The organism is Aeromonas bestiarum, from assembly GCF_000819745.1.
Lineage (GTDB): Bacteria > Pseudomonadota > Gammaproteobacteria > Enterobacterales > Aeromonadaceae > Aeromonas > Aeromonas bestiarum.
Genome location: NZ_CDDA01000032.1, coordinates 157,589 through 180,718, shown reverse-complemented (window position 1 = coordinate 180,718; position 23,130 = coordinate 157,589). Strand labels below are relative to the sequence as shown.

At 61.1% G+C, this 23,130-nt stretch carries 25 protein-coding genes and 1 riboswitch; of the genes, 21 read left to right on the top strand and 4 right to left on the bottom strand.

From position 1 onward, the window contains the following. Positions 1-210 precede the first annotated feature (210 nt). From lpcA to BN1118_RS16940, 3 genes are all read left to right on the top strand, one after another. Positions 211-789: a D-sedoheptulose 7-phosphate isomerase gene (gene lpcA / locus BN1118_RS16950; protein ID WP_042872411.1), complete on the top strand. Its 579-nt coding sequence runs from the start codon at positions 211-213 to the stop codon at positions 787-789. A 148-nt stretch (positions 790-937) separates the two neighbouring features. Further along, positions 938-1,720, top strand: coding sequence for a class II glutamine amidotransferase (locus BN1118_RS16945; protein WP_042872409.1), 783 nt, complete (start codon positions 938-940; stop codon positions 1,718-1,720). Positions 1,721-2,042: 322 nt separating this feature from the next. Then, positions 2,043-2,378, top strand: a complete 336-nt coding sequence (locus BN1118_RS16940; protein ID WP_043138484.1) for an Hpt domain-containing protein — start codon at positions 2,043-2,045, stop codon at positions 2,376-2,378. Positions 2,379-2,429: 51 nt separating this feature from the next. Here BN1118_RS16940 and BN1118_RS16935 read toward each other — a convergent pair whose 3' ends face one another. Further along, positions 2,430-3,341, bottom strand: coding sequence for a gluconeogenesis factor YvcK family protein (locus BN1118_RS16935; protein ID WP_043138482.1), 912 nt, complete (start codon positions 3,339-3,341; stop codon positions 2,430-2,432). A gap of 113 nt (positions 3,342-3,454) precedes the next feature. Between BN1118_RS16935 and BN1118_RS16930 the strand changes: the two genes are divergently transcribed. Together BN1118_RS16930 and BN1118_RS16925 are read left to right on the top strand one after the other, a co-directional pair. Continuing rightward, on the top strand, positions 3,455-4,639 hold the full coding sequence (locus BN1118_RS16930; RefSeq protein WP_043557200.1) for an FIST signal transduction protein: 1,185 nt from the start codon (positions 3,455-3,457) through the stop codon (positions 4,637-4,639). Between the two features lie 20 nt (positions 4,640-4,659). Next, on the top strand, positions 4,660-6,756 hold the full coding sequence (locus tag BN1118_RS16925; protein ID WP_043557198.1) for a hybrid sensor histidine kinase/response regulator: 2,097 nt from the start codon (positions 4,660-4,662) through the stop codon (positions 6,754-6,756). A 229-nt stretch (positions 6,757-6,985) separates the two neighbouring features. Here BN1118_RS16925 and BN1118_RS16920 read toward each other — a convergent pair whose 3' ends face one another. The 3 genes from BN1118_RS16920 to narQ all read right to left on the bottom strand — a co-directional run bounded on the left by BN1118_RS16920 (position 6,986) and on the right by narQ (position 10,506). Then, positions 6,986-7,561 (bottom strand): LON peptidase substrate-binding domain-containing protein, encoded by a 576-nt coding sequence (locus tag BN1118_RS16920; RefSeq protein WP_042872396.1) that lies wholly within the window; start codon positions 7,559-7,561, stop codon positions 6,986-6,988. A gap of 594 nt (positions 7,562-8,155) precedes the next feature. Next, the gene (gene narL / locus BN1118_RS16915) at positions 8,156-8,794 is read right to left on the bottom strand and encodes a two-component system response regulator NarL (protein WP_011705476.1); all 639 of its coding nucleotides are present in this window, start codon (positions 8,792-8,794) and stop codon (positions 8,156-8,158) included. Then, a complete protein-coding gene (gene narQ / locus BN1118_RS16910) occupies positions 8,794-10,506 on the bottom strand; it encodes a nitrate/nitrite two-component system sensor histidine kinase NarQ (protein WP_043138475.1) in 1,713 nt (570 codons plus the stop codon). The genes narL and narQ overlap by 1 nt, the downstream gene beginning before the upstream one ends. 79 nt (positions 10,507-10,585) lie before the next feature. Further along, positions 10,586-10,725: riboswitch (molybdenum cofactor riboswitch) on the top strand. Here narQ and moaA point away from each other — a divergent pair. The 16 genes from moaA to modC all read left to right on the top strand — a co-directional run bounded on the left by moaA (position 10,713) and on the right by modC (position 23,097). Then, positions 10,713-11,708, top strand: coding sequence for a GTP 3',8-cyclase MoaA (gene moaA, locus BN1118_RS16905; protein ID WP_042872387.1), 996 nt, complete (start codon positions 10,713-10,715; stop codon positions 11,706-11,708). Its footprint overlaps the riboswitch before it by 13 nt. A gap of 252 nt (positions 11,709-11,960) precedes the next feature. Beyond that, on the top strand, positions 11,961-12,470 hold the full coding sequence (gene napF, locus BN1118_RS16900; protein ID WP_043557196.1) for a ferredoxin-type protein NapF: 510 nt from the start codon (positions 11,961-11,963) through the stop codon (positions 12,468-12,470). A 29-nt stretch (positions 12,471-12,499) separates the two neighbouring features. Further along, positions 12,500-12,763 carry a chaperone NapD gene (locus tag BN1118_RS16895; RefSeq protein WP_043138469.1) on the top strand — a complete coding sequence of 88 codons (264 nt, stop codon included), beginning with the start codon at positions 12,500-12,502 and terminating at the stop codon, positions 12,761-12,763. Between the two features lie 129 nt (positions 12,764-12,892). Continuing rightward, a complete protein-coding gene (napA, locus tag BN1118_RS16890) occupies positions 12,893-15,382 on the top strand; it encodes a nitrate reductase catalytic subunit NapA (protein WP_043557195.1) in 2,490 nt (829 codons plus the stop codon). Positions 15,383-15,398: 16 nt separating this feature from the next. Next, on the top strand, positions 15,399-16,133 hold the full coding sequence (gene napG, locus BN1118_RS16885; RefSeq protein WP_043557194.1) for a ferredoxin-type protein NapG: 735 nt from the start codon (positions 15,399-15,401) through the stop codon (positions 16,131-16,133). Beyond that, positions 16,130-17,005 (top strand): quinol dehydrogenase ferredoxin subunit NapH, encoded by an 876-nt coding sequence (gene napH / locus BN1118_RS16880; protein ID WP_043557192.1) that lies wholly within the window; start codon positions 16,130-16,132, stop codon positions 17,003-17,005. The genes napG and napH overlap by 4 nt, the downstream gene beginning before the upstream one ends. Beyond that, the gene (locus BN1118_RS16875) at positions 17,005-17,463 is read left to right on the top strand and encodes a nitrate reductase cytochrome c-type subunit (RefSeq protein WP_043138461.1); all 459 of its coding nucleotides are present in this window, start codon (positions 17,005-17,007) and stop codon (positions 17,461-17,463) included. The genes napH and BN1118_RS16875 overlap by 1 nt, the downstream gene beginning before the upstream one ends. An 11-nt stretch (positions 17,464-17,474) precedes the next feature. Further along, on the top strand, positions 17,475-18,065 hold the full coding sequence (locus BN1118_RS16870) for a cytochrome c3 family protein (protein ID WP_043138459.1): 591 nt from the start codon (positions 17,475-17,477) through the stop codon (positions 18,063-18,065). Positions 18,066-18,327: 262 nt separating this feature from the next. After that, entirely contained in the window at positions 18,328-18,834 is a 507-nt protein-coding gene (gene moaB, locus BN1118_RS16865) for a molybdenum cofactor biosynthesis protein B (RefSeq protein ID WP_043138457.1), read from the top strand. Between the two features lie 49 nt (positions 18,835-18,883). Continuing rightward, entirely contained in the window at positions 18,884-19,378 is a 495-nt protein-coding gene (gene moaC / locus BN1118_RS16860; RefSeq protein WP_043557191.1) for a cyclic pyranopterin monophosphate synthase MoaC, read from the top strand. After that, entirely contained in the window at positions 19,375-19,620 is a 246-nt protein-coding gene (gene moaD / locus BN1118_RS16855) for a molybdopterin synthase sulfur carrier subunit (RefSeq protein ID WP_043557190.1), read from the top strand. The genes moaC and moaD overlap by 4 nt, the downstream gene beginning before the upstream one ends. Positions 19,621-19,622: 2 nt before the next feature. Then, positions 19,623-19,814, top strand: coding sequence for a ubiquitin family protein (locus BN1118_RS16850; protein WP_043557189.1), 192 nt, complete (start codon positions 19,623-19,625; stop codon positions 19,812-19,814). Positions 19,815-19,817: 3 nt separating this feature from the next. Beyond that, positions 19,818-20,297: a molybdopterin synthase catalytic subunit MoaE gene (moaE, locus tag BN1118_RS16845; protein ID WP_043557188.1), complete on the top strand. Its 480-nt coding sequence runs from the start codon at positions 19,818-19,820 to the stop codon at positions 20,295-20,297. A gap of 88 nt (positions 20,298-20,385) precedes the next feature. Then, positions 20,386-21,114: a molybdate ABC transporter substrate-binding protein gene (gene modA, locus BN1118_RS16840; protein ID WP_043557187.1), complete on the top strand. Its 729-nt coding sequence runs from the start codon at positions 20,386-20,388 to the stop codon at positions 21,112-21,114. A gap of 220 nt (positions 21,115-21,334) precedes the next feature. Continuing rightward, positions 21,335-22,015 carry a molybdate ABC transporter permease subunit gene (modB, locus tag BN1118_RS16835; protein ID WP_043138440.1) on the top strand — a complete coding sequence of 227 codons (681 nt, stop codon included), beginning with the start codon at positions 21,335-21,337 and terminating at the stop codon, positions 22,013-22,015. Beyond that, positions 22,012-23,097: a molybdenum ABC transporter ATP-binding protein gene (gene modC / locus BN1118_RS16830; RefSeq protein ID WP_043557186.1), complete on the top strand. Its 1,086-nt coding sequence runs from the start codon at positions 22,012-22,014 to the stop codon at positions 23,095-23,097. The genes modB and modC overlap by 4 nt, the downstream gene beginning before the upstream one ends. Positions 23,098-23,130: the final 33 nt, after the last annotated feature.

The following is a 23,130-nucleotide window of genomic DNA, read 5'->3' as shown; positions in this document are numbered from 1 at the left end:
AAAGTGGGTTGGCTGATCCAGAGGTCTGACCTGTTGGATATGGCCCCTGTTGTAATTCATACGCACAAACTTATCAAGCTGTTTACAAGCTTGTTACCTTGGCTCTGTGATCGGCATAACGTCCTGCAGGCGGCATCTTGACGGGCGGGGGGGCGACTCCGGGATTGGCTTGTGCGACAATGACATCGCCCATATTTTGGAAGAGACATCATGTACCAAGAACTGATCCGCAATGAATTGACCGAAGCTGCCGGCGTGCTCCAGGCGTTCCTGGCAGATGAGCAGAATCTGAAAAACATTGAAGCTGCCGCCAGGCTGCTCGCCGACTCCTTCAAGCAGGAAGGCAAGGTGCTCTCCTGTGGCAATGGGGGCTCCCACTGCGATGCCATGCATTTTGCCGAAGAGCTGACCGGCCGCTATCGCGAGAACCGTCCCGGTTATGCCGGCATCGCCATCTCGGATCCCAGCCACCTCTCCTGCGTCTCCAACGACTTTGGCTACGACTATGTGTTCTCCCGTTATGTGGAAGCGGTCGGCCGTCGTGGTGACGTGCTGCTCGGTATCTCCACCAGCGGCAACTCAGGCAACATCCTCAAGGCCATCGAAGCCGCCCATGCCAAAGGCATGAAGGTGATAGCGCTGACCGGCAAGGATGGTGGCAAGATGGCGGGTCTGGCCGACGTCGAGATCCGTGTGCCGCATTTTGGTTATGCCGACCGCATTCAGGAAGTGCACATCAAGGTGATCCATATCCTGATCCAGCTGGTCGAAAAAGAGATGGCCAAGTAAGGCAGCATGTTCAGCCGGGATGTGTGGCCTCGCCAGGCCATGTCCCGGTTGTGCCTGCCCCGATAAGCGGCGGGATCGGCAGTGCTCTGCATCTGGCTGGTCCCGCTGATTGAAAAAGATGGCCCAGTAATTAAGGAGTCCGCTGCTTATGTGCGAACTGCTCGGCATGAGTGCCAATGTGCCGACCGACATCTGCTTCAGCTTTACCGGTCTGATGCTGCGTGGCGGCAAGACGGGGCCACACAAGGATGGCTGGGGGATCACCTTCTATGAGGGGAGGGGATTTCGCACCTTCAAGGATCCCGAGCCCAGTGCCCAGTCACCAATAGCCAAGCTGGTACAGGCGCTGCCCATCAAGAGCCGCGCCGTGGTCAGTCATATCCGGCAGGCCAACCGCGGCTGCGTGTCGCTGGAAAATACCCATCCGTTCACCCGTGAACTGTGGGGCCGCTACTGGACCTTCGCCCACAATGGCCAGCTGACCGGTTACAAGCGACTCGCCACCGGGCGGCACCGCCCGGTGGGGGACACCGACAGCGAGCACGCATTTTGCTGGCTGCTCAACCGGCTGGAGCAGAAATATCCCAAGCGTCCCGCCAACTTCCCTGCCATGTTTCGCCATCTGGCCACCCTGTGCGACGAGTTGCGCGGACTCGGGGTATTCAACATGCTGCTGTCGGATGGGGAATTTGTGATGACCTATTGCAGCAACAACCTGCATTGGCTTACCCGGCGGGCGCCCTTTGGCGAGGCCAGGCTGCTGGATGAAGATGTGGCCATCGATTTCCAGAGTGAGACGACCCCGGATGACGTGGTGACCCTGATCGCGACCCGTCCGCTGACCGGCAATGAAGATTGGGTCAGAATGGCGCCCGGCGAGTTCAGCCTGTTTCGGCTGGGTGAGCGCGTATGCGGCAGTCAGGATCGGTAATCATCTGATTTAAATATAAAAAAATACCAGGGTAGAATCCTACCCTGGTTCTTCGCAGCAGCCATACAGGCAAAAGGGATGAGAGAGGTGTTGCTGAGTCGCATCATTCTCACGGCCTCCATTGTTATTTAAATGTTAATTTGTTGGCAACGTTTATGTTTCAATCCGACCTGCCTATCGCCACATTACTAGAACCGGATCACACTTTTCGTTTTGCGGCCGCTCGTCGGTCGACAAGCAGAAGGTGGGTGAGGGATGACGCTGTCGCGCCGGGCATCTATAGTATGTTCTGTTTGAATACCGCCAAATGAGGGACTTAGGGATGGAATGGTTGGATCAGAAGGTGCTGCGACAGCTGGCGGAAGACATTGGCCAGGAGATGATGCCGGTGGTGATCTCGGTGTTTATCGAGGAAGTGGGAGAGCAGCTCGCCCAGCTGCGACCGCTCTATGAACGGCGGGACTGGCCTGCGCTGGCGCGGCTTGCCCACAGCATGAAATCCTCCTGCGGCAGCTACGGCGCCCAGCTCAGTTACCAGCAGGTGGTGGCACTGGAGCTGGCCTGCAAGCATGAAGATGCCGATGACGTCGCCCGGCTACTGACCCAGCTGGAGCAATCCCTGCCCCAGGTGCTCTCTCACCTTGCCAACTACCACTGAGCTTGCTGCACAGCGGGGAACCAGCCGGTTCACCGCTGCGCGTAGCTGCCATCAGCGTTGATTGACCAGTTGCTGGATCACCCGATCCAGCGCCAGCTTGAGTTTCAGTCTGTCGTGGCGATGGGGGAGCTCGGCCTCACCCAGCTCGGCCTGGATCAGGCGGCTGGCCAACTCGGCCGGATACTCCCCTGTGGGCGCTAGAATGGCATCGACACGACCCGTACCGACCCGTGACTCCAGCCAGCGCCATTGGTTGATCAGACTCAGCTGACTGGCGGGGCCATTCTCGGCCACCAGATTGCAGATGAACACCAGCATGGCATCGCTCTCATTGATGGCTTGCGCCACCTCGGCCAGCAGCAGGGGCGGCATGATGGAGGTGAGGAAGCTGCCGGGCCCGAGTATAATCATGTCGGCCTGAGCCAGCGCCTGCACCGCCTCGCGAGTCGCCGGTACTTCCGGGCTCAGGCTCAGGGAGAGCGGTGGCGTATCGAGCTGATCGATGGAGACCTCTCCCAGGATCTGCTTGCCACAGACGGTGTGGGCACACAGGTCGGTGGGAAATTCTGACATGGGTAACAATTGTGACTCTATTTTCAGCATGTCACTGATGAGCTTGATAGCATCAAGAGGGCGTACGCAGAGGTTGTCGAGAGCCAGCAGCATCAGGTTGCCGAGGTTGTGACCCGCCAGCTCACCGCGGCCGGCGAAGCGATATTCAAACAACAGACTGCCGATGCTGGGATCCGTCACCAGCTGATTGAGGCAGTTGCGCAGATCTCCCCAGGCGATACACTCCTGGCTCTTGCGCAGGCGCCCAGTGGATCCGCCATCGTCCGTGGTGGCGACTATGCCGGTCAGCCGCTGGCCGAGAAACGAGAGTGAAGAGAGCACGCGGCCCATGCCGTGGCCGCCACCGATGGCGACGACCCGGTCAAAGTCATTGATGTTTTTCTGCCACATGCAGCTGTCCTGTGGTTGGGCTCAATTGAGGGCCATTCTAGCCGATGAAAGCAGATAATTGTTTGATAAAGGTATGATTTTTGCTTACCCCCAGCATCATGAACAACTAGGAGATGGTGTTGAACTTTCTGACGGCTCACTCTCTTGAAGAGACCTCCCTGCTGGCTGCCCGGCAGGTCAGTGAGCGGCTGCTCGCTCAATCGCCTCATTCCCCTTCGCTGTTATTGGTCTATTTTACCCAAGCTCATGATGCCGAGGAACTGCGCCATCACCTCAAGCAGCAGTTTCCGACGACCCGACTGATAGGGTGCAGCTCCTGCGGTGGCGTCATGACCCAGGTTGGCCACCACGCCCGTCAGGGGATAGGGCTGGCGGTGGCCGCCCTCTACGATGACAAGGGAGCCTATGGGGTGGCGGGGCTGGCGGGGGATGAGGTGGATATTCGCCAGCTGTTGCGTGCCGCCATCGCCGATGGCGGGCGTCCCGGCGAGCTGCCTCAGCTCATACTGTTGCACGCCAGCCCGGGTCAGGAGGAGGCGATGCTGGCCAGTATCGAAGCCGAGCTGGGAACGACCGTCCCTGTCGTGGGAGGCTCGGCGGCCGACAACAGTGTCAGCGGCGACTGGCAGTTGTGCTGGGATGAGGGCAGTGCCCGCGAGGGAGTTGTGCTGGCGGTGCTCTATCCCGATTGCCAGCTGGCGTTCCAGTTTCATTCCGGCTATGTCCCGACCGAGCATCGCGGCACCATTACCGCCCTGGCGGGGCGCGAGATCCTCACCATAGATCATGAGCCCGCCGCCGAGGTCTACGCTCGCTGGACCGGGCGAACCACTGCCTGGCCTGTGGGACCCATACTGCGGGATACCACCCTCTCGCCGCTGGCCCGCCAGGTGGGCACCCTGGACGACATGCCCTACTACAAGCTCTCCCATCCCGAGGCGGTGACAGAAGGTGGCGGATTGCGCCTCTTCACCGATACCCGGCTCGGCGAGCGGCTGCTGTTGATGTACAGCAGTCAGGAAGGCTTGCTGCAACGCAGTCTGAATGCGACCCGCATCGAACCCGAGTACGGCATGACCGCCGAGATGCAGCCGTTCGGGGCCCTAGTGATCTTTTGTGCTGGTTGTCGCTTGGCTCTTGGTGATAGCTTATGCCAATTCGTCGATCAATTTCACACCCGGCTGGGGGAGATCCCCTTCATTACCCCGTTCACCTTCGGTGAGCAGGGGCGTCTGCCCCACGGTGAGCTGGCACACGGCAACCTGATGGTATCGAGCGTGATCTTCCTCGACAGCTGATATATGGCGCTGGAAACAAGATGATAGGTAATACGGAATTGGAAGCCCTGGGTGACAAGCTGCAGACCACGCTGGTGGAGCTGGTGCGTTGTCGGGAACGCGAGGCCAAGTACCGCCAGGAGTCGCAGACCCTGCTGTGCGGGGTCGCGACGCTGGCCGATGCCCAGACCCTGGAGCAGGTGCTGGACAGCCTCATCCAGGCGCTCAAGCCCTTCATCGGTTTCGAACATGCGGATGTGGTGGCCTGGGAAGCTGGCAGTGGCATCACCCACCTCAGCACCCAGAATGGCGAGGTGGGACGCCGCTGGCAGCTGACCCCGCTCTTCTCTCGCGCCATCGAGGGGGAGACCCTGGTCATCTATGACCCGACCCAGTTGCCCGAGCTGGCGCCACTGGCCGATGTGGCCGGCTGGGCCAGCGTCATGATGACGGGGTTGCGCGCCCCCGGTTTCTCCGGCGTCCTCATCTGCCGTCATGCCGTGATGGGCACCTTCGATCTCAAGAGCAAGGCGGCGATGCAACGCTGCCGTCCGCTCATCTCCCAGGCGCTGGTCAACATCGCCTATCGGGCCCGCTTGCAGGAGCAGGTCGAGCTCAAGACGCTGGCGCTGCAGACCAGCGAGCAGCGTTTTCGCAGCTTCGCCGGCATGGCCTCCGACTGGTTCTGGGAGACGGACACGGAACACAGGCTCAGCTATGTGTCGGCGCCCGGCTATCAGGGGGATGTGAAAGCGCATCCGCCCGGTCAGAGTCTCTACGATTACGTCTATGATCGGCGGGATCCCGAGTGGGGCAAGTACCGCCGCCTCATCGAGCTGCATCTGCCGGTGCGGGCGGTACGAGCCCAGGTCAGCCTGGCCAGGGGACCCTGCTGGATGGAGATCAACGCCGAGCCCTGCTTTGACGCCGCCGGTGTCTTCATCGGCTATCGGGGCACGGCGCGGGATGTGGGCAACCAGATCCGCCGCGAGCAGGAGCTGGCCCGGGCACGGGATGAGGCCGAGGCGGCCAACCGTGCCAAGTCGCAGTTCCTGGCCATGATGACCCACGAGATCCGCTCCCCCATGAATGCGGTGCTGGGCATGCTGGATCTGTTGCAACATGCCCAGCTCGAGCCTCAGCAGCAGACCCTGCTCGGACATGCCACCCACTCGGCCCGTCTGCTGCAGACCATCATCGACGATGTGCTCGATTTCTCGAAAATCGAATCTCATACCCTGGAGTTTCATTGCGAGACCCTGCTCCCCACCCAGCTGTGCCAATCCCTGATCGAACCGCTGCAAGAGCGCGCCAGGAGCAAAGGCATAGCCCTGCGCTGGCGGGTGGATGAGGCGGTTCCGCCCCAGTTGCAGGGTGATCCGGTGCGGCTGTCGCAGGTGATCAGCAACCTGCTCGGCAACGCGGTGAAGTTCACCAGCCAGGGCAGCGTCTTGCTGCAACTGGACTGGCACGAGCAACGGCTGCGGGTGTCGGTGACCGATACCGGGATCGGCATCTCGGCCGAGGATCAGGCGCTCCTGTTCGAGCCCTTCTCCCAGGTCGACAGCTCGGCGACCCGCCGTTTTTCCGGGACCGGACTGGGGCTGGCCATCAGCAAACGGCTGGTGGAGCTGATGGGCGGGGAGATCCGTCTGCAAAGTGCGCCCGGCCAGGGCAGCTGCTTCTGGTTCGAGCTGCCCGGCATGGCGCTGCCGTGCGAGTGCAGCAGCCGGCCCGAGCCGGATCAATTGCCCATACAGGATCTGGATGTGCTGGTGGTGGAAGACAGCCCGGTCAACCAGCTGGTGGTGTCCCTCATGCTGCAAAAACTGGTGAGCCGGGTACGGCTCGCGGCCAATGGCCTGGAGGCGCTGGCCCAGGTGGCGGAGCAGCAGCCGGATCTCATCCTGATGGACATGCGGATGCCGCAGATGGATGGGCTGGAGGCGACTCGCCGCTTGCGGGAACTGGGCTGCAAGGTGCCCATAGTGGCCTTGACGGCCAATGCCATGGCCGAAGACAGGGCCCGTTGTCTGGCCCAGGGAATGGATGATTTTCTGGCCAAGCCCATCAGCCTGATGCGACTGAGAGAGTGCCTGCAGCGCCATATCAGCCCAGTGTTGCCGGATCGCAGGTAAAAAAAATGGTCAACCTGGGTGGTTGACCAATTCTTCAGCAAATACTGAAGAGAGCACGGGATAAATCGGGTTGTACGATTCTATATGAAAAAGTCGTGCCAACTTTTCAGAACCTGTTTATGCGGCTTGCGGCTGTGTTATTGCTTTTTATCGATCACCGCCGTTTGCAAAATGCGAAATTCTTATTTTCATTGTGGGAATATTCGCATTTTGCAATGTTCTCTTTGACTCACTGTGCGATCAGTCGGCGCAGGAATTGACGGGCCGCTTCGCTATTTTGTTTGGCAATCAACATCTGTTTTTCGTAGATGGGCATGGGCAGAATTTCGAGCCAGCGTTGGCAGAGCCAGGCCGCATCGTCAAACTGTTTGTCCGGGTAGAGTTCATCGAGCTCCGGATACTGCTCGAACACTTCCCGCAGCCGGGTGACCAGCGGTTTGTCACTGAAGTCTGAATGGGCGCTCGGCCAGTTGGGCAGCGCTTCGACCTTGGCCCGGCGCAATCCCATCTCGTCCGTTTCCATCTCATGGATGCAGAAACGTTCCATGCCGAGCACAGTGACGCCGAGCAGGCCGTCATTCAGGGTGTAGAAATCGGTCACCTTCACCCGGGTGCCGACCGGCAGTATGCGCCCGGACTTGCCCGTGGTGGTCGCCTCTTCCATCACTATGCCGAAACCCTGGTCATTGATGAATGACTCTTTGAGCATCTGCAGGTGGCGCGGTTCAAACAAACGCAGCGGAAGCTTGCCACCAGGCAGTATGTGGGAAGGCAAGGGGAACAATGCCAAGGGTTGAAGTTTCATGTTCCGTCCTCCATTGAGTAGTTGCTGAATAGGACAATGCAGCGACTGTGCCAGAGGATGAAAAAGGCCCCAAAATGGAGGTGTCAGTCTCCAAATTGAGTCTGAAATTTATTAATAATCAGATATTTATATTTTTATCTTTTTTGCCAAGGTGATCCCGTAGTCAGCTGAATACGGCCGGATCCTGAGTACTCGGCCCTCGCTCTCTTCGCGTCCTGAATTGAAGCGCATCGCATCTTGCAAAGAGCCAAGTGCAAAATGCGCATGGCCGTTGCGGCGGCGTGCAAGCCGCGTCGCCGGCCTGAGTACAAGGTGTGAGCAGGCAGGGGAGCCCGGTTCGAGAAATGAGAAGATAGAAGTGCGCCGCAGTGACGGATGCGGTGAATCGGCGGGTGAATCCCGCTTCCACACAAGCGGGAGTGTGTGGTCGCCCATCTTGCTTGTTGTGGGGTGAAGGGGGACGGGTCGGGTTTCGCGCGGATGTAGCGCAGATAAGGAAAGCCCCGACGATGCGGGGCTTTGGTTTTTCAAGGCATGAATAGAGCGAAGCAAGGCGCTCGGTTGCCTGCGTTCATCCACCTCTGCCAGCGCGCGTTAGTTGCGCTGTTCCAGGTACATGACGGCCGCTTCGACGCGGCTCTGGGCCTCGAGTTTCTTCAGCAGACTCTTCACGTGCACCTTGACCGTGCCCTCGGAAATATGGAGCACGGAGGCGACCTGCTTGTTGGAGAGGCCCTTGGCAATCTCGCGCAGGATCTGCATCTCGCGACGGGTCAGGCTCTCCAGCTTCTGCTGCAGATGATCCAGCTCGTAGATGTTCTCGAGGTAGGGGCGCAGCGGCTCGCTCAGGATCTGTTTGCCGGTCATCACGTCCGCCAGCTGGGCGAGCAGCATCTCTGGCTCGGTATCCTTGAGCAGATAGCCATCGGCGCCGGCCTTGAGCAGGGCGACCACGTCCTGGCGGGCATCCGAGACGGTCAGGATCACCACCCGGGAGGTGACCTCTTCGGTGCGCAGCGCCTTGAGGGTATCCAGACCGGAGAGGCCTTTCATGTTGAGGTCGAGCAGGATCAGATCCGGTTCGGACTCCTTGGCCATGGCGACGGCGTCGGTGCCGTTGGACGCTTCACCGACCACCTCTATGTTCTCTTCCAGGGCCAGCAATTGCACAATCCCTTTGCGCATGAGGGGATGGTCATCCACGACCAGAACACTATATTTCATCTCGTCCATCAGGCATCTCTTGTTAGGCTGGTGGGAAAGGTCAGATGTACGCAGGTGCCTCTGGGCGGCTGCTCGCTGATGGTCAGCAGACCATGCAACTTGCTGGCACGCTCATTCATGATGCTAAGGCCATAGTGGTTGACCGCCGAGCTTGCGATCCCTATTCCAACACCGTCATCTGAAATCTGAACCTGAATGTTACCATTGGCGAGGGTCTCACAGCTAACATCAATCACTTGCGCGTTGGCATGTTTGATGGCGTTGAGCACTGCCTCACGGATCAGCTGCAGGATATGGATATGCTGGCCCGCCTCCAGATCCGTATCGGCCAGACCGTAATGGAGCCCGATCTCGGCCTGGGTCTGTGGCTTGAGCTGTTCCAGCATCACCTTGATGGCTTCCCCCAGATTGGCGTCACCTATGCTGAGGCGGAAGGTGCCGAGCAGCTCGCGCAGCTGGGTGTAGGCGCTGCTGAGCCCCTCGTCGATCTGTTGCATGGCGGCCTCTGTCTTGGCGGATTCCCCCTTGGCGAAGGCGCGTTTGAGCAGGGTGGACTGGATCTTGAGATAGGAGAGCGCCTGGGCCAGCGAGTCGTGCAGCTCGCGGGCGATGACGGCTCTCTCTTCCATCAGCAGCAGCCGCTGATGTTGCAGCAGGGTCTGATCCTTGTGCAGCACCTGGGCCAGCAGCATGGAGAAGTTCTTCATCAGCCGCTCGTCTATGGGGTGGCTGCTGATCACGTCAAGCCGGCCGTACTCCTGCTCATCCATCTGCAGATGAAAGCTCACCACTGAGTCGAGATCGCCGGGCCAGCCCTTGCGCCCCGTGATGTAGTCCGGCATGGCGTTGTGTTCGAAGCGGGTCAGCCGTATGTGGTCTATGTGCTGATGGGCAGCGGCCCGCTCCAGCAGCTTGAGCAGGGTGCGCCGGCTCAGCGGCGCCGCATGCAGCTTCTGGGCTGTGCTGTAGAGGAAGGAGAGGGTGTCGTTGGCCTGCTGCAGTTTGGCGGTCTTCTCTTCCACCTTGCTCTCCAGCTCCCGATAGAGCTTGCCCAGCTCGTCGGCCATGGTGACGAAGGCGCCCGACAACTCCCCCAGCTCGTTCTCGCAATGGGGGGGCAGGGTGAGATCGAACTCCTGGCGCTGGATCTGGCGGGCGCAATAGACCAGCTGGTTGAGCGGTGCCACCACCTGCTGGCGGGTAAACCGCACGGTAAACCAGGCGATGGTGATGATGGAGAGCAGCCCTAACCCTTCCGCCAGCGCCAGCATGCGCACCTTGAACTCCACGTGGTACTGCATCTGGTTGACGAAGTCGTCGATGGCCGCCACAAACTGCTCAGTGTTGTCTGTGTAGCGTCTGGGGGTGGCATTCTCGATGTGCTCGCGCATCACCTGCCATTGCAGCAATACTTCGCCATAGGTGCGGCGCAGGGAGGCAGGGGTGATCCAGCGCTGGGTCTCCTGCAACTCGGCCGCATGCAGCGTCTGTTCAAACTGATCGAGTCGTCCCAGCACGGGCTGGCCCTGCTCTATCTCGTAGGCCATGCGGTAGGCCTGCATCCGCAGCGAACCCGACAGGTTGATCGCCTTGGCATCGGGCACCGAGTAGAACAGGGTCACCATGGCCACCACGGCGATCAGGCTCGCCATGAACAGAATGAGCACCATGGAGCGCCCGATGGCGCTGCTGACCGAATGCACTTTGAACCACTTTCCCATGCTGATCGTCTTCCTTCGCATCAGACAATAACCCCACAAAGTAGCATGGGAGTGTACTCCAACTTGTGCTAGCATCGAAAAACTAGATGAACTCCGAGCTGTTTTGCCTAAGTCCTTGCGATAGGGGAAAACCGCCGTCAGCCGATGTTCGAGCTGTAAGGGTCAGGAAAGAAATGCCCTGGCCTCCCGTATTTGGAAAGGTGTTTATGTCGCCACTGCAAGATGGTTTTTCCCGTCGTTTTTACTATTTGCGCCTGTCGGTTACCGATGTGTGCAATTTTCGTTGTACCTACTGTTTGCCCGACGGCTATCGTCCCCCGGACGGGAACAAAGAGGGGCGCAAGTCGTTTCTCTCGCTGGACGAGATCCGCCGCATTGTCTCGGGCTTCGCCGCCATGGGCACCCGCAAGGTGCGCCTGACCGGAGGCGAGCCCTCCCTGCGCCGGGACTTCACCGCCATCATAGAGACGGTGGCCAATACCCCTGGCATAGAGAAGGTGGCTATGACCACCAATGGCTACCGCTTGAAAGAGCGCGCCCAGGAGTGGTTCGATGCGGGCCTCACCGCCCTCAACGTCAGCGTCGACAGTCTGGATCCCCGTCAGTTTCACCAGATCACCGGTGAGAACAAGCTGGCGGAGGTGATGGATGGGATCGAAGCGGCGCTGGCCGCCGGTTTCAAATCGGTGAAGATCAATGCGGTGCTGCTCAAGGGGCTCAATGACCATCAACTGGATGCGTTTCTGGCCTGGATCAGGCACAAGCCCATCGAGCTGCGTTTCATCGAGCTGATGCAGACCGGCGAGATGGATACCCTGTTTCAGAACCATCACGCCAGCGGTGACCTCATCAAGCAGCGGCTGCTCGAGAGTGGCTGGGTCCAGCAGTTGCGTGGTGCGGACGATGGTCCGGCCCAGGTCTTCATGCATCCTGAGTCAATGGGGGGCGTGGGGCTCATCATGCCCTACAGCAAGGATTTCTGTGCCGGTTGCAACCGGCTGCGGGTCTCCTCCGTGGGCAAGCTGCACCTGTGTCTGTTCGGTGACAACGGGGTGGAGCTGCGTGACCTGCTGGCGGCAGACAACCAGCAGGATGCGCTGCAACAGCGCATTCGTGCTGCCCTCACCGGCAAGGCTGCATCCCACCGCTTGCACGAGGGCAATGCCGGCATGACCCCGCATCTGGCCTCCATCGGCGGCTAACTCTCAGGTGGGCTTGAAAAAATAGCCATCGATTAATAAGCAATCCTCAAATGGGGGTATTTTCACCGGCCCCCCTTCTCTCTCTTGACGCCAAGGGTTTGATCCAGCGCAAGAATCCCCCCTGTTTATCTCCCTAGTGGTATATCCCTGACCTTGTCAGGGCCGCAATATACACCCACTCTTATAATAGGTATTGAAAATGCCTGTCATGGGACTCGCTCGTGCGCTATCAACCACCAGAAAGGAGTCGATATGCCGGATGGGGTCAACCTGTCGCGTCGTGGTCTGTTTCGAGGTCGCCTGACATCGAGCGACCCTCAGGTTCAGTTGCCCTGGTCAGTCTCCTGGCCCGAGTTCGTGGCCGACTGCACCCGCTGTGGCGACTGCCTGGCGGCCTGCCCGGAGCAGATCCTGATCAAGGGCGACGGTGGTTATCCTGCGGTGGATTTCCTGCGTGGCGAGTGCACCTTCTGCGGTGATTGTGTCACGGCCTGCAAGGCGCCGGTATTTCGTCCCATGACGGAGGCGCCTTGGCGATACATAGCCCATATTGAAGCCAGCTGTCTGGCCAGTACCCAGGTCTTCTGCCAGCGTTGCCAGGATAGCTGCGAAACCCGCGCAATCCGCTTTTCTCCCGTGCTGGGTCGGGTACCGACCCCCAGCATAGATGCCGCCTCGTGTACCGGCTGTGGCGCCTGCGTGATGGACTGTCCGGTGGGCAGCATCCGGGTCGGCGCACCCAAATCCGAGGATCCAACATGAGTCAGGATGTGTGTGAAGCAGGAGCCACAATGAACCAAGAGTTCCATGTATCGAGCCTGGTGGTGCTGACCCAGCCCTCCCTGCGTCACCAGCTCGCAGAACAGATAGCATCCCTCGAGGGGGCCGAGGTCCACGCCGTCAGTGAGATCGGCAAGCTGGTGGTGACCCTGGAAGGGCCAAGCCAGCGCCCCATCATGGATGCCATAGATGCGATAAATGCCATGCCGGGCGTGTTGTCCGCCGCCCTGATCTACCATCAGTTCGATGAGCTCGATGTCGAATGCAAGGAATAGAAACGCCGTGAGGGCGGGGCTGCGAGGTTCGCGATGCCCGATAAAAGCAATAAAGCGCCATGAAGCTGAGCCAGCGCGGCTCGTCACTATGGCTGTCATTGATGTGATTAAGCAATGTGAGGATATGTCATGAAGCTGAGTCGACGCGACTTTATGAAGGCCAATGCGGTGGCTGCTGCCGCGGCCGTGGCCGGAGTCAGTGCCCCCACGCTGGCGGCCAACCTGATCACCAGCACCGACAAGACCGCCATCACCTGGGACAAGGCGCCGTGCCGCTTCTGCGGTACCGGCTGTTCCGTGCTGGTGGGTTCCCAGAATGGGCGCGTCGTGGCGACCCAGGGCGATCCCGATGCACCGGTCAACCGTGGACTGAACTGCATCAAGGGCTACTTCCTGTCCAAGATCATGTATGGCCAGGACCGGCTGACCCAACCCATGCTGCGCATGACGGATGGCAAGTTCGACAAGAACGGTGACTTTGCCCCCATCAGCTGGGATCAGGCATTCGACATCATGGCCGAGAAGTTCAAGGCAACCCTGAAAGAGAAGGGGCCGACCGCCGTCGGCATGTTCGGCTCCGGCCAGTGGACAGTGTGGGAAGGCTACGCCGCCGCCAAGCTGATGAAGGCGGGGCTACGGACCAACAACCTGGATCCCAATGCCCGTCACTGCATGGCCTCGGCCGTAGTGGGTTTCATGCGCACCTTCGGCATGGACGAGCCCATGGGTTGCTACGACGACATAGAGCAGGCCGATGCCTTCGTGTTGTGGGGCTCGAACATGGCCGAGATGCACCCCATCCTCTGGTCACGCATCTCGGATCGCCGTTTGTCCCATCAAGAGGTGCAGGTGCACGTGCTCTCCACCTTCGAGCACCGCAGCTTCGAACTGGCCGACAACGGCATGGTGTTCACGCCGCAGACCGACTTGGCGATCCTCAACTACATAGCCAACTACATCATCCAGAACGACAAGGTGAACTGGGAGTTCGTCAACAAGCACACCCAGTTCCGCAAGGGGGTCACCGACATCGGCTATGGCCTGCGTCCGACTCACCCGCTGCAACAGCAGGCGAAGAACCCGGACAGTGGCGACTCAACCCCCATGAGCTTCGATGACTTCGCGAAATTCGTGGCGGATTACGATGTCGACTCGGTTGCCAAGCTCTCCGGCGTCTCCAAAGACAAGCTCGAGAAGCTGGCCCAGCTCTATGCCGACCCGAGCAAGAAGGTGGTCTCCTACTGGACCATGGGCTTCAACCAGCACACCCGTGGCGTCTGGGCCAACAACCTCTGCTACAACATCCACCTGTTGACCGGCAAGATCTCCACCCCGGGCTCGGGTCCCTTCTCCCTGACCGGCCAGCCCTCCGCCTGCGGTACCGCCCGCGAAGTGGGCACCTTCGCCCACCGTCTGCCGGCCGACATGGTGGTGACCGAGCCCAAGCACCGCGCCATCGCCGAGAAGATCTGGAAACTGCCGGAAGGCACCATACCGGACAAGGTGGGTTACCACGCCGTGCTGCAAAACCGCATGCTCAAAGACGGCAAGCTCAACGCCTACTGGGTGATGTGCAACAACAACATGCAGGCCGGCCCCAACATGAACGAGGAGGGGCTGCCCGGTTACCGCAACCCGGCCAACTTCATCGTGGTGTCTGACCCTTACCCGACCGTGACTGCCCAGGCCGCGGATCTCATCCTGCCCACCGCCATGTGGGTGGAGAAAGAGGGGGCCTATGGCAACGCCGAGCGCCGCACCCAGTTCTGGCACCAGCAGGTCAAGCCGCCGGAAGGGGCCAAGTCCGACTTGTGGCAGCTGATGGAGTTTGCCAAGCGCTTCACGGTGGAAGAGGTGTGGCCGGCCGAGCTTATCGCCAAGATGCCGGAAGTGAAGGGCAAGACCCTGTATGAGGTGCTCTACAAGAACGGTCAGGTCGATCAGTTCCCGAAAGAGCAGAGCAAGGGCGTGCTCAACGATGAGGCTGAACACTTCGGTTTCTACGTCCAGAAGGGGCTGTTCGAGGAGTACGCCAGCTTCGGCCGCGGTCATGGTCACGATCTGGCCCCCTTCGATCAGTATCACGAGGCGCGCGGTCTGCGCTGGCCCGTGGTGGATGGCAAGGAGACCCTGTGGCGCTACCGTGAAGGGTTCGACCCCTATGTGAAGGCGGGCGAGGGGGTGCGTTTCTACGGCAAGCCAGATGGCAAGGCGGTGATCTTCGCGCTGCCCTACGAGCCGGCCGCCGAGGCGCCGGACAAAGAGTACGACATGTGGCTCTCTACCGGCCGCGTGCTGGAACACTGGCACACAGGCACCATGACCCGTCGCGTGCCCGAGCTCTATCGCGCCTTCCCGGATGCTGTGCTCTTCATGCACCCGGAAGATGCCAAGGCCCGTGGCGTGCGTCGTGGCGAAGAGGTGATCGTCTCCTCCCGTCGTGGCGAGGTGAAGACCCGGGTCGAGACCCGTGGCCGCAACCGTCCGCCCAAAGGCCTGGTGTTCATGCCCTTCTTCGACGCGAGCCAGCTGGTCAACAAGCTGACCCTGGACGCCACGGATCCGCTCTCCAAAGAGACGGATTACAAGAAGTGCGCCGTCAAGGTCGTCAAGGCATAAGGCGGGGGAGCGCGAGATGAGTCGTAGTCGGCGCCAGTTTCTGGCCGACATGGCCAAGGGGGCCTGCGGTGTGGGCCTGCTTGGTGTGGGGCTCGGCGGCATGGCGCGCCAGCAGGTGCAAGCCGTGCCTGCCCAGGCGCTGCGCCCGCCAGCCGCCCTCGACGAGGCCGAGTTCCTCAGCGCCTGCGTGCGCTGCGGGCTCTGCGTCGAGGCCTGCCCCTACGACACTCTCAAGCTTGCCCGGCTGTTTGAACCCGTGACCACCGGCACCCCCTATTTTGATGCGCGGGCCGTGCCGTGCGAGATGTGTGCCGACATTCCCTGCGTGGTGGCCTGCCCGAGCGGGGCGCTGGATCCGGGGATGACCGACATCGATCAGGCGCGCATGGGGGTGGCAGTGCTCATCGATCATGAGACCTGCCTCAACTACCTGGGGCTGCGCTGCGATGTCTGCTACCGGGTCTGCCCCTTGATTGACAAGGCGATCACTCTGGAGCTGCAGCACAATCAGCGCACCGGCAAGCACGCCATGTTTCTGCCCACTGTGCACAGCGACAGCTGCACCGGCTGCGGCAAGTGCGAGCATGCCTGCGTGCTGGAGGAGTCTGCCATCAAGGTGGTGCCCCGTCAGCTCGCCAAGGGGGAGCTGGGCCATCACTACCGGCTCGGCTGGGAAGAGAAGCGCAAGGCGGGCAAGTCGCTCATCGGTGAGCGGCTCACCCTGCCTACCCGCAAACCGGAGGGGCTATGAGTCGTTATCCGGGAGAGGAGGCGCAGGCTCGGCTCGGCTGGTGGCGGTCACACCGCTTCCTGCTGCTGCGGCGCCTGACCCAGTGCTGCGTGCTGGGGCTGTTCCTGCTGGGGCCGCTGGCGGGCGTCTGGATCCTCAAGGGCAACCTTTCCAGCTCACTCTTGCTGGAGACGGTCCCGCTCACGGATCCCCTCACCCTGCTGCAATCGGTGGCGGCGGGCCATTGGCCCATCACCACCCTCTGGCTGGGGGCGGTCCTGGTGCTGCTGGGGTACTGGCTGGTCGGGGGGCGGGTGTTCTGCTCCTGGGTCTGTCCGGTCAACCTCATCACGGATGCCGCCGCCTGGGCCAGGGCCCGGCTTGGCCTCAAGGGCAACGGTCAGTTCAACCGCAATACGCGTTACTGGCTGCTGGCCATGGTGCTGGTGGCCCCGGCCATCGCGGGCGTGCTGGTGTGGGAGCTGGTCAATCCGGTCTCGCTCGCCCTGCGCGGTCTGCTGTTTGGCATGGGGGCTGGGTGGGCCTTGCTGGCGGTGCTCTTCCTGTTCGACCTCTTTGTGGTGGAGCGGGGCTGGTGTGGTCATCTCTGCCCTGTGGGGGCCTTCTATGCCCTGGTCAACCGGGTCGGGTTCATCAAGATTTCTGCCAGGGGGCGCGAGCGGTGCAGCAACTGCATGGATTGTTATGCGGTCTGCCCCGAGCGCCCCATTCTGCGCGGCCCCGTTCACGGTGCCAAGCGTGGTCACGGGCCCTTGATTGTGGCTCAAGAGTGTACCAACTGCGGCCGTTGCATTGATGTCTGCGCGGAGCAAGTTTTTGAAATCACTGTAGGTTTTGCCGTCAAGGCTGATAAAACGTCGGAGAACAGATAATGAAAAAGCTGATTGGAGCAATGCTGGCCTGCCTGGTGGCGGGGTCCTTGATGGCAGCACAGAATCCCGAAATCACGACGGAGACCGGTGGCATCAAGTCTGAACGGGGCACCACGGATCTCGGGACCGAGGCCGAAGCCGCCCCCATGAAGAACTTTCGCAAGGATGGCGACCTCTACGATCGCCAGTACATGCATCAGCCACCGCTGATCCCCCATGACACCCGCAACTATGAAGTGGACAACAAGGTCAACAAGTGCCTGGCCTGTCACAGCTTCAAGAATGCCAGCAAGATGAAGGCCCCCAAGATCAGCCCGACTCACTTCGAGACCCGTGATGGCATGACCTTAGGGGAGGTCTCGCCGCGTCGCTACTTCTGCCTGCAGTGCCACGTGCCGCAAACGGATGCCAAGCCGCTGGTGGAAAATACGTTTAAACCGGTTGAAGCGCTGAACTGAGGAACCCATAGATGAAATTACCTGGTTTTGTGCAACGACTGTGGACCACCTTCAAGTCTCCCTCCAAGGCCGCCCTCTGGGTGCTGCTGATGATGGGCTTCTTTGGCGGGGTCATCTTCTGGGGTGGTTTCAACACCGCCATGGAAGCCTCCAACACCGAGAAGTTTTGTACCGGTTGTCACGAGATGAAGGACAACGTGTTCGTGGAGTACCGCGACACCATCCACTACGCCAACCGTTCCGGCGTACGCGCCAGTTGCCCGGATTGCCACGTACCCCACGAATGGACCTACAAGATCATTCGCAAGGTGCAGGCGTCCAAGGAGCTGTGGGGCATGCTGACCGGCAAGGTGGATACCCGCGAGAAGTTCGAGAGCCACCGCCGCGAGATGGCCGAGCGGGAGTGGAAGCGCATGAAGGACACGGATTCGAGGGAGTGTCGCAACTGCCACAACTTCGAGTACATGGACTTCTCCCTGCAAGGCAAGCGGGGAGCCCAGATGCACTCCACCAGTCTGGCCAGTGGCGAGAGCACCTGCATCGACTGTCACAAGGGCATAGCTCACCAGCTGCCTGACATGACAGGGGTGAAGGGCTTCTAAGGTAGCCAGATCCAGGCCGGGCTTGCCCGGCCTGTTCATATTGCAGCCAACCGCGCCAAAACGGCATTTGTGTGTCCTTTAAATCCCCCCTCTGGCACGAGTTTTGGTAGAATCGGGCCGCCGTGAGTCGCAGCGAGTGACCATGTGGTAAGGGTCATGCCTGCGCAGGTATGGATCCTCCCCGGATCAAGCGCTGCACACCAGGATCCTGGCTACTCTCTTCTTCTCTTTGCTCACGGTCCTTTGTTATCAGGAGCTGCCCATGGGACAGAACATGACCGCATTCATTCCCCTCAAGATCGCCGTGTTGACGGTCTCCGACAGTCGTACCAGCGCCAATGACAGCTCGGGCGACTATCTGGTCTCGGCCGTGACCGACGCCGGTCACCAGCTGGCCGATCGGGCCCTGCTCGCCGACAACCTCTATCAAGTTCGCTCCCGGGTCAGCCAGTGGATCGCCGATGAGGGCATCCAGGTGGTGCTCATCAATGGCGGCACGGGTTTCACCGATCAGAACTGGGTGCCGGAGGCGGTCGGCGTCTTGTTCGACCGCACAGTCAAGGGCTTTGGCGAGCTGTTCCGTCAGCTCTCGTTTGCCGAGATCGAAGGCTCTGCCATGCAGAGCCGTGCCCTGGCCGGGCTCGCCAACCGCACCCTGGTCTGCTGTCTGCCAGGTTCTCCCGGCGCCTGCCAGCTGGGCTGGGAGCAGCTCATCCGGGATCAGCTCGATGCCCGCACCCAGCCCTGCAACTTCGTGACCCATCTCTGAGCCACGAGCCAGGGATCCCAGCACTCTTTCAGCCTTCAAGGGGAACCTGATGAACCTGACCCATCTCAACCAAAGCGGCGAAGCCCACATGGTGGACGTGACCGACAAGCAGGTCACCGAACGTGAGGCCCGCGCCGAGGCGTTTGTCGCCATGGCACCTGAAACCCTGGCGCTGATCCTGAGCGGTCAGCACCACAAGGGGGACGTGTTCGCCACCGCCCGCATCGCCGGCATCATGGCGGCCAAGAAAACGGCGGATCTCATCCCCCTTTGCCACCCCCTGGCCCTTACCCGGGTAGAGGTGGAGATCGAACCTCTGCCGGCGCACAATAGGGTCCATATTCGCACCCTCTGCAAGCTCTCCGGCAAGACAGGGGTGGAGATGGAGGCGCTGACCGCAGCCTCGGTGGCGGCGCTGACCATTTACGATATGTGCAAGGCGGTGCAAAAGGACATGGTGATCGAACAGGTGCGACTGGTGGAGAAAAAGGGCGGCAAGTCCGGCCACTTTCAGTTGGGCGCGAGTGCAGGAGCGCAGGCATGATCAAGGTACTGTTTTTTGCGCAAGTAAGAGAGCTGGTGGCCTGTGACGAACTGAGCCTGCCCTGCGACTACGCTACCGCCGAGCAGCTGCGGGCGACCCTGTGTGAGCGCGGTGACAAGTGGGCACTGGCGCTGGAAGCGGGCAAATTGCTGGTCGCGGTCAACCAGACCCTGGTGCCCCTCGATACCCCCATCAATGATGGCGATGAAGTGGCCTTCTTCCCCCCCGTGACCGGAGGCTGAGGATGAGCGAGATAACGACCGTGGATCGCACCACTGAGCTGTGCGGTGGCGACGAAGTAGCCTTCTTCCCTCTCTCCAGTAACGACCGGAGGCTGACCATGAGCAAGATAACGACCGTGGATCGCACCACTGAGCTGTGGGACGGTGATGAGGCCGCCTTCTTCCCTCTCCTTCCAGTCACGACCGGAGGCTGAGCCATGTCTCAAGCAACCACGACGCCCATAGATCGCATTCTGGTGCAGCGGGCCGATTTTTCGCTGGCCGATGAGTATGCCCGTCTCGCCACCCGCGCCGACAGTGGCGCCATCGTCACCTTCGTCGGCAAGGTGCGCGACTTCAATCAGGGGGAGGAGGTGAAGGGGCTGGCCCTCGAGCACTACCCCGGCATGACCGAGAAGGCGCTGGCCGACATAGTGCAGGAGGCACGCCGTCGCTGGCCGCTGCAGGAGTGCACCCTCATTCACCGCATCGGCGAGTTGCTGCTCGGCGATCAGATAGTGCTGGTGGCGGTGAGCAGTGCCCACCGCGATGCCGCGTTTGATGCCTGTCACTTCATCATGGATTTTCTGAAAACCCGGGCACCGTTCTGGAAAAAAGAGCTGACCGCCGAGGGAATCCAACGCTGGGTCGAGGCCAAGGAGAGCGACAGCGCTGCCGCCGCCCGCTGGAAAATTTGACCTGTTCATCGTAGGGGTGCAGGTTCAACGGGAACCTTGCCCCTGTTTTCGGGCCTGGTGAGACCAGACCCACATCAGGAGGAAGGGAATGAAACCGTTGTTATCTGTTGTCATTGCAGGCGTCTGTGCCGCGGCGCTGAACCCCATTGCCGTACAAGCCGACGAGGTGAAGGTGGCCGTGGCCGCCAACTTCAAGGGCACCATAGAGCGCATCGGCAAGGAGTTCACCGCCAAGACCGGCCACAGCGTCATCATCAGCTCTGCCGCCACCGGTGTGCTCTACACCCAGATCAGTCACGGCGCGCCGTTCGATCTCTTCCTCTCCGCCGATGTGGCCACCCCCGAGAAGCTGGAGAAAGAGGGCAAGGGCAGCGATCGTTTCACCTATGCCATCGGCCAGCTGGGCTTGTGGAAGAAGGGCGGCCCGGCCCCCGACGAGGCGAGCCTGCGCAGCTGGAAAGGCAACCTCGCCATCGCCAATGCCCGTACCGCTCCCTATGGCGCTGCCGCCATGGCGACCCTGGAAAGCCTCAAGATCGATCCCAAACAGTACCGTATGCTGACCGGCGCCAACATAGGCCAGACCTGGCAGTTCGTCGATACCGGCAACGCCGAGCTGGGCTTCGTCGCCTGGGCCAACCTGGTGGAGGCGGGCAAAACAGGCGAAGCCTGGGCTGTGCCGAACACGCTGTATCCGGCCATCGAACAGCAGGGGCTGGTGCTGAAGAAGGGCGCCGCCGTCGAGGCGCTGGTCGCCTGGCTCAAGGGGCCGGGTCAGGCGCAGATCAAGGCCGCGGGCTATGCCCTGCCCCAATAAGGGCATGAGCCTGATGCGCAACCATGAGTGGTCGGCCTTGGGGTCGACCACGCTTTGCCATGAGGATGCACACCATGTCGTTGGCTGATCCCAACCGGGAGCTTGGCAATGAATAAAAGGGATCTGCTGGCGATGACCTGCCTGACTCAGGGTCAGGTCTATCGGGGGATCTGCTCATTCGCAGTGTCTGGTGCTGAACCTGGCGTTGGGAGTGAGTTCGATGAGTGAAGGGGATCTGCAGGCCATCTGGCTCACCCTGAAGCTGGCGGCCAGCACTACCGGCATCCTATTGCTGCTGTCGCCGCCGCTGGCCTGGTGGCTGTCCCGCAGCCAGAACAAGCTGCGGCCCTTGGTGGAGGCGCTGGTGGCCCTGCCTCTGGTGCTGCCCCCCACGGTACTCGGTTTCTATCTGCTGCTCGCCTTCTCACCCTCATACGGCCTAGGTGCCTGGTGGCGTGACACCTTTGGCGCACCGCTTGCCTTCAGCTTTCTCGGTCTGCTGCTGGCCTCCATCCTCTACTCGCTCCCCTTCGTGGTGCAGCCGCTCACCTCTGCCTTCGTCAACATGGGCAACAAGGAGCTGGAAGCTGCCGCCACCCTGGGGCTCGGGCCGCTGGAGCGCTTCTTTCACATCATTTTGCCGATGACGCTGCCCAGCTTCGTGATGGCGGCGGCCCTTGGCTTTGCCCACACCCTGGGGGAGTTTGGCGTTGTGCTGATGATCGGCGGTAACATCCCGGGGGAGACCCAGGTGCTCTCCATCGCCCTGTTTGATCATGTGGAGGCGATGGATTACCAAAACGCCCATATTCTGGCTGGCGGCCTGATGGGCTTCTCGCTGGTGATGCTGGTGCTGGTCTATGGCGTATTGCAGCGCCGGCAGCGGAGGCTGTTCGGATGACCCCGTCAGCCAATATGTCTCAGGGCCACGCCCTGCAACTTAATGCCAGGCGCGAGTTTGGTGCCTTCACCCTCGACTGCGAACTGACCCTCGAGCCGGGGGGTATTCTCGGCCTGTTCGGCCCCTCCGGCTGCGGCAAGAGCACACTGCTGCGCATCATGGCCGGGCTGGATCGTCAGAGCGGCGATCGCCTGTGGTGGCGAGGACGTGAACTGGCCGATCTGCTGCCCGAAGCGCGTCGCATCGGACTGGTGTTTCAGGATTCGCGGCTCTTCCCCCATCTGAGCGTGCTGGGCAATCTGCAGCTGGCGGCCCGCAAGGGGCGAGGGCGCTGGCAGCCCGAAGCGCTGGCGGCGCGACTCGGCTTTGCCGAGTTGCTGGCGCAGCCGGCTCATGGTCTCTCCGGCGGCCAGCGCCAGCGGGTGGCACTGGGGCGGGCCCTGCTGGCTGAGCCCGATCTGCTGCTGCTGGATGAGCCTTTTTCTGCGCTGGACAGGCGTAGCCGCATTCATCAGGCCCACGTGCTCAAAGGGTTGCAGCAGGAGAGCGGCATCCCCATGATCTTCGTCAGCCACGCCATGGAGGAGGTGAGCCTGCTCTGCGATCAGCTGGTGCTGCTGGAGGGTGGCCGGGTGGAGGCGCAGGGGCGGCCGAGCGAGATCTTTGCCCGCACCGATCTCTCGCTCGCCAGTCGCGACGATGCCGGTGTGATGCTGGATGCCACCCTGGCCCACTACGATGACGACGAGCAGATGGCGACCCTGCAGCTCGGCGAGCAGCGCCTGCGGGTCACCATGAATCATGTACCGGACGAGCGCGGCCCCTTGCAGATCAAGGTGGCGGGGCGGGACGTGGTGATCGCCACCGCCCCCATAGAGCACTCCAGCCTCTCCAACTGCCTCGCCACTCGTTTGCTGGCGGTGCGCGAGGTGCGCCCCGGCCAGACTCTGTTGCAGTTGGCACTGGGGGAGCAGATACTGCTGGCCCGGATCACCAGCCGCTCCGCCACCCGGCTGGCGCTGGTGCCGGAGCAGCAGATATACGCCTATATCAAGGCGGTCAGTCTGGTCAGCGAAGGCTGATTGGGCGCCGATCTGATAACGTGGCGGGGTGGC

Bases quoted from the DNA above. Each gene is read 5' to 3' on its own strand.
- BN1118_RS16920 (WP_042872396.1), bottom strand. From the start codon at position 7,561: ATGAAACTTCAACCCTTGGCATTGTTCCCCTTGCCTTCCCACATACTG.
- modB (WP_043138440.1), top strand. From the start codon at position 21,335: ATGAGTGAAGGGGATCTGCAGGCCATCTGGCTCACCCTGAAGCTGGCG.
- BN1118_RS16930 (WP_043557200.1), top strand. From the start codon at position 3,455: ATGGTGTTGAACTTTCTGACGGCTCACTCTCTTGAAGAGACCTCCCTG.
- lpcA (WP_042872411.1), top strand. From the start codon at position 211: ATGTACCAAGAACTGATCCGCAATGAATTGACCGAAGCTGCCGGCGTG.
- napH (WP_043557192.1), top strand. From the start codon at position 16,130: ATGAGTCGTTATCCGGGAGAGGAGGCGCAGGCTCGGCTCGGCTGGTGG.
- BN1118_RS16940 (WP_043138484.1), top strand. From the start codon at position 2,043: ATGGAATGGTTGGATCAGAAGGTGCTGCGACAGCTGGCGGAAGACATT.
- napA (WP_043557195.1), top strand. From the start codon at position 12,893: ATGAAGCTGAGTCGACGCGACTTTATGAAGGCCAATGCGGTGGCTGCT.
- BN1118_RS16895 (WP_043138469.1), top strand. From the start codon at position 12,500: ATGAACCAAGAGTTCCATGTATCGAGCCTGGTGGTGCTGACCCAGCCC.
- moaB (WP_043138457.1), top strand. From the start codon at position 18,328: ATGGGACAGAACATGACCGCATTCATTCCCCTCAAGATCGCCGTGTTG.
- BN1118_RS16945 (WP_042872409.1), top strand. From the start codon at position 938: ATGTGCGAACTGCTCGGCATGAGTGCCAATGTGCCGACCGACATCTGC.
- narQ (WP_043138475.1), bottom strand. From the start codon at position 10,506: ATGGGAAAGTGGTTCAAAGTGCATTCGGTCAGCAGCGCCATCGGGCGC.
- modC (WP_043557186.1), top strand. From the start codon at position 22,012: ATGACCCCGTCAGCCAATATGTCTCAGGGCCACGCCCTGCAACTTAAT.
- moaD (WP_043557190.1), top strand. From the start codon at position 19,375: ATGATCAAGGTACTGTTTTTTGCGCAAGTAAGAGAGCTGGTGGCCTGT.
- BN1118_RS16870 (WP_043138459.1), top strand. From the start codon at position 17,475: ATGAAATTACCTGGTTTTGTGCAACGACTGTGGACCACCTTCAAGTCT.
- BN1118_RS16875 (WP_043138461.1), top strand. From the start codon at position 17,005: ATGAAAAAGCTGATTGGAGCAATGCTGGCCTGCCTGGTGGCGGGGTCC.
- napF (WP_043557196.1), top strand. From the start codon at position 11,961: ATGCCGGATGGGGTCAACCTGTCGCGTCGTGGTCTGTTTCGAGGTCGC.
- BN1118_RS16925 (WP_043557198.1), top strand. From the start codon at position 4,660: ATGATAGGTAATACGGAATTGGAAGCCCTGGGTGACAAGCTGCAGACC.
- BN1118_RS16935 (WP_043138482.1), bottom strand. From the start codon at position 3,341: ATGTGGCAGAAAAACATCAATGACTTTGACCGGGTCGTCGCCATCGGT.
- moaA (WP_042872387.1), top strand. From the start codon at position 10,713: ATGTCGCCACTGCAAGATGGTTTTTCCCGTCGTTTTTACTATTTGCGC.
- BN1118_RS16850 (WP_043557189.1), top strand. From the start codon at position 19,623: ATGAGCGAGATAACGACCGTGGATCGCACCACTGAGCTGTGCGGTGGC.
- moaC (WP_043557191.1), top strand. From the start codon at position 18,884: ATGAACCTGACCCATCTCAACCAAAGCGGCGAAGCCCACATGGTGGAC.
- modA (WP_043557187.1), top strand. From the start codon at position 20,386: ATGAAACCGTTGTTATCTGTTGTCATTGCAGGCGTCTGTGCCGCGGCG.
- moaE (WP_043557188.1), top strand. From the start codon at position 19,818: ATGTCTCAAGCAACCACGACGCCCATAGATCGCATTCTGGTGCAGCGG.
- napG (WP_043557194.1), top strand. From the start codon at position 15,399: ATGAGTCGTAGTCGGCGCCAGTTTCTGGCCGACATGGCCAAGGGGGCC.
- narL (WP_011705476.1), bottom strand. From the start codon at position 8,794: ATGGACGAGATGAAATATAGTGTTCTGGTCGTGGATGACCATCCCCTC.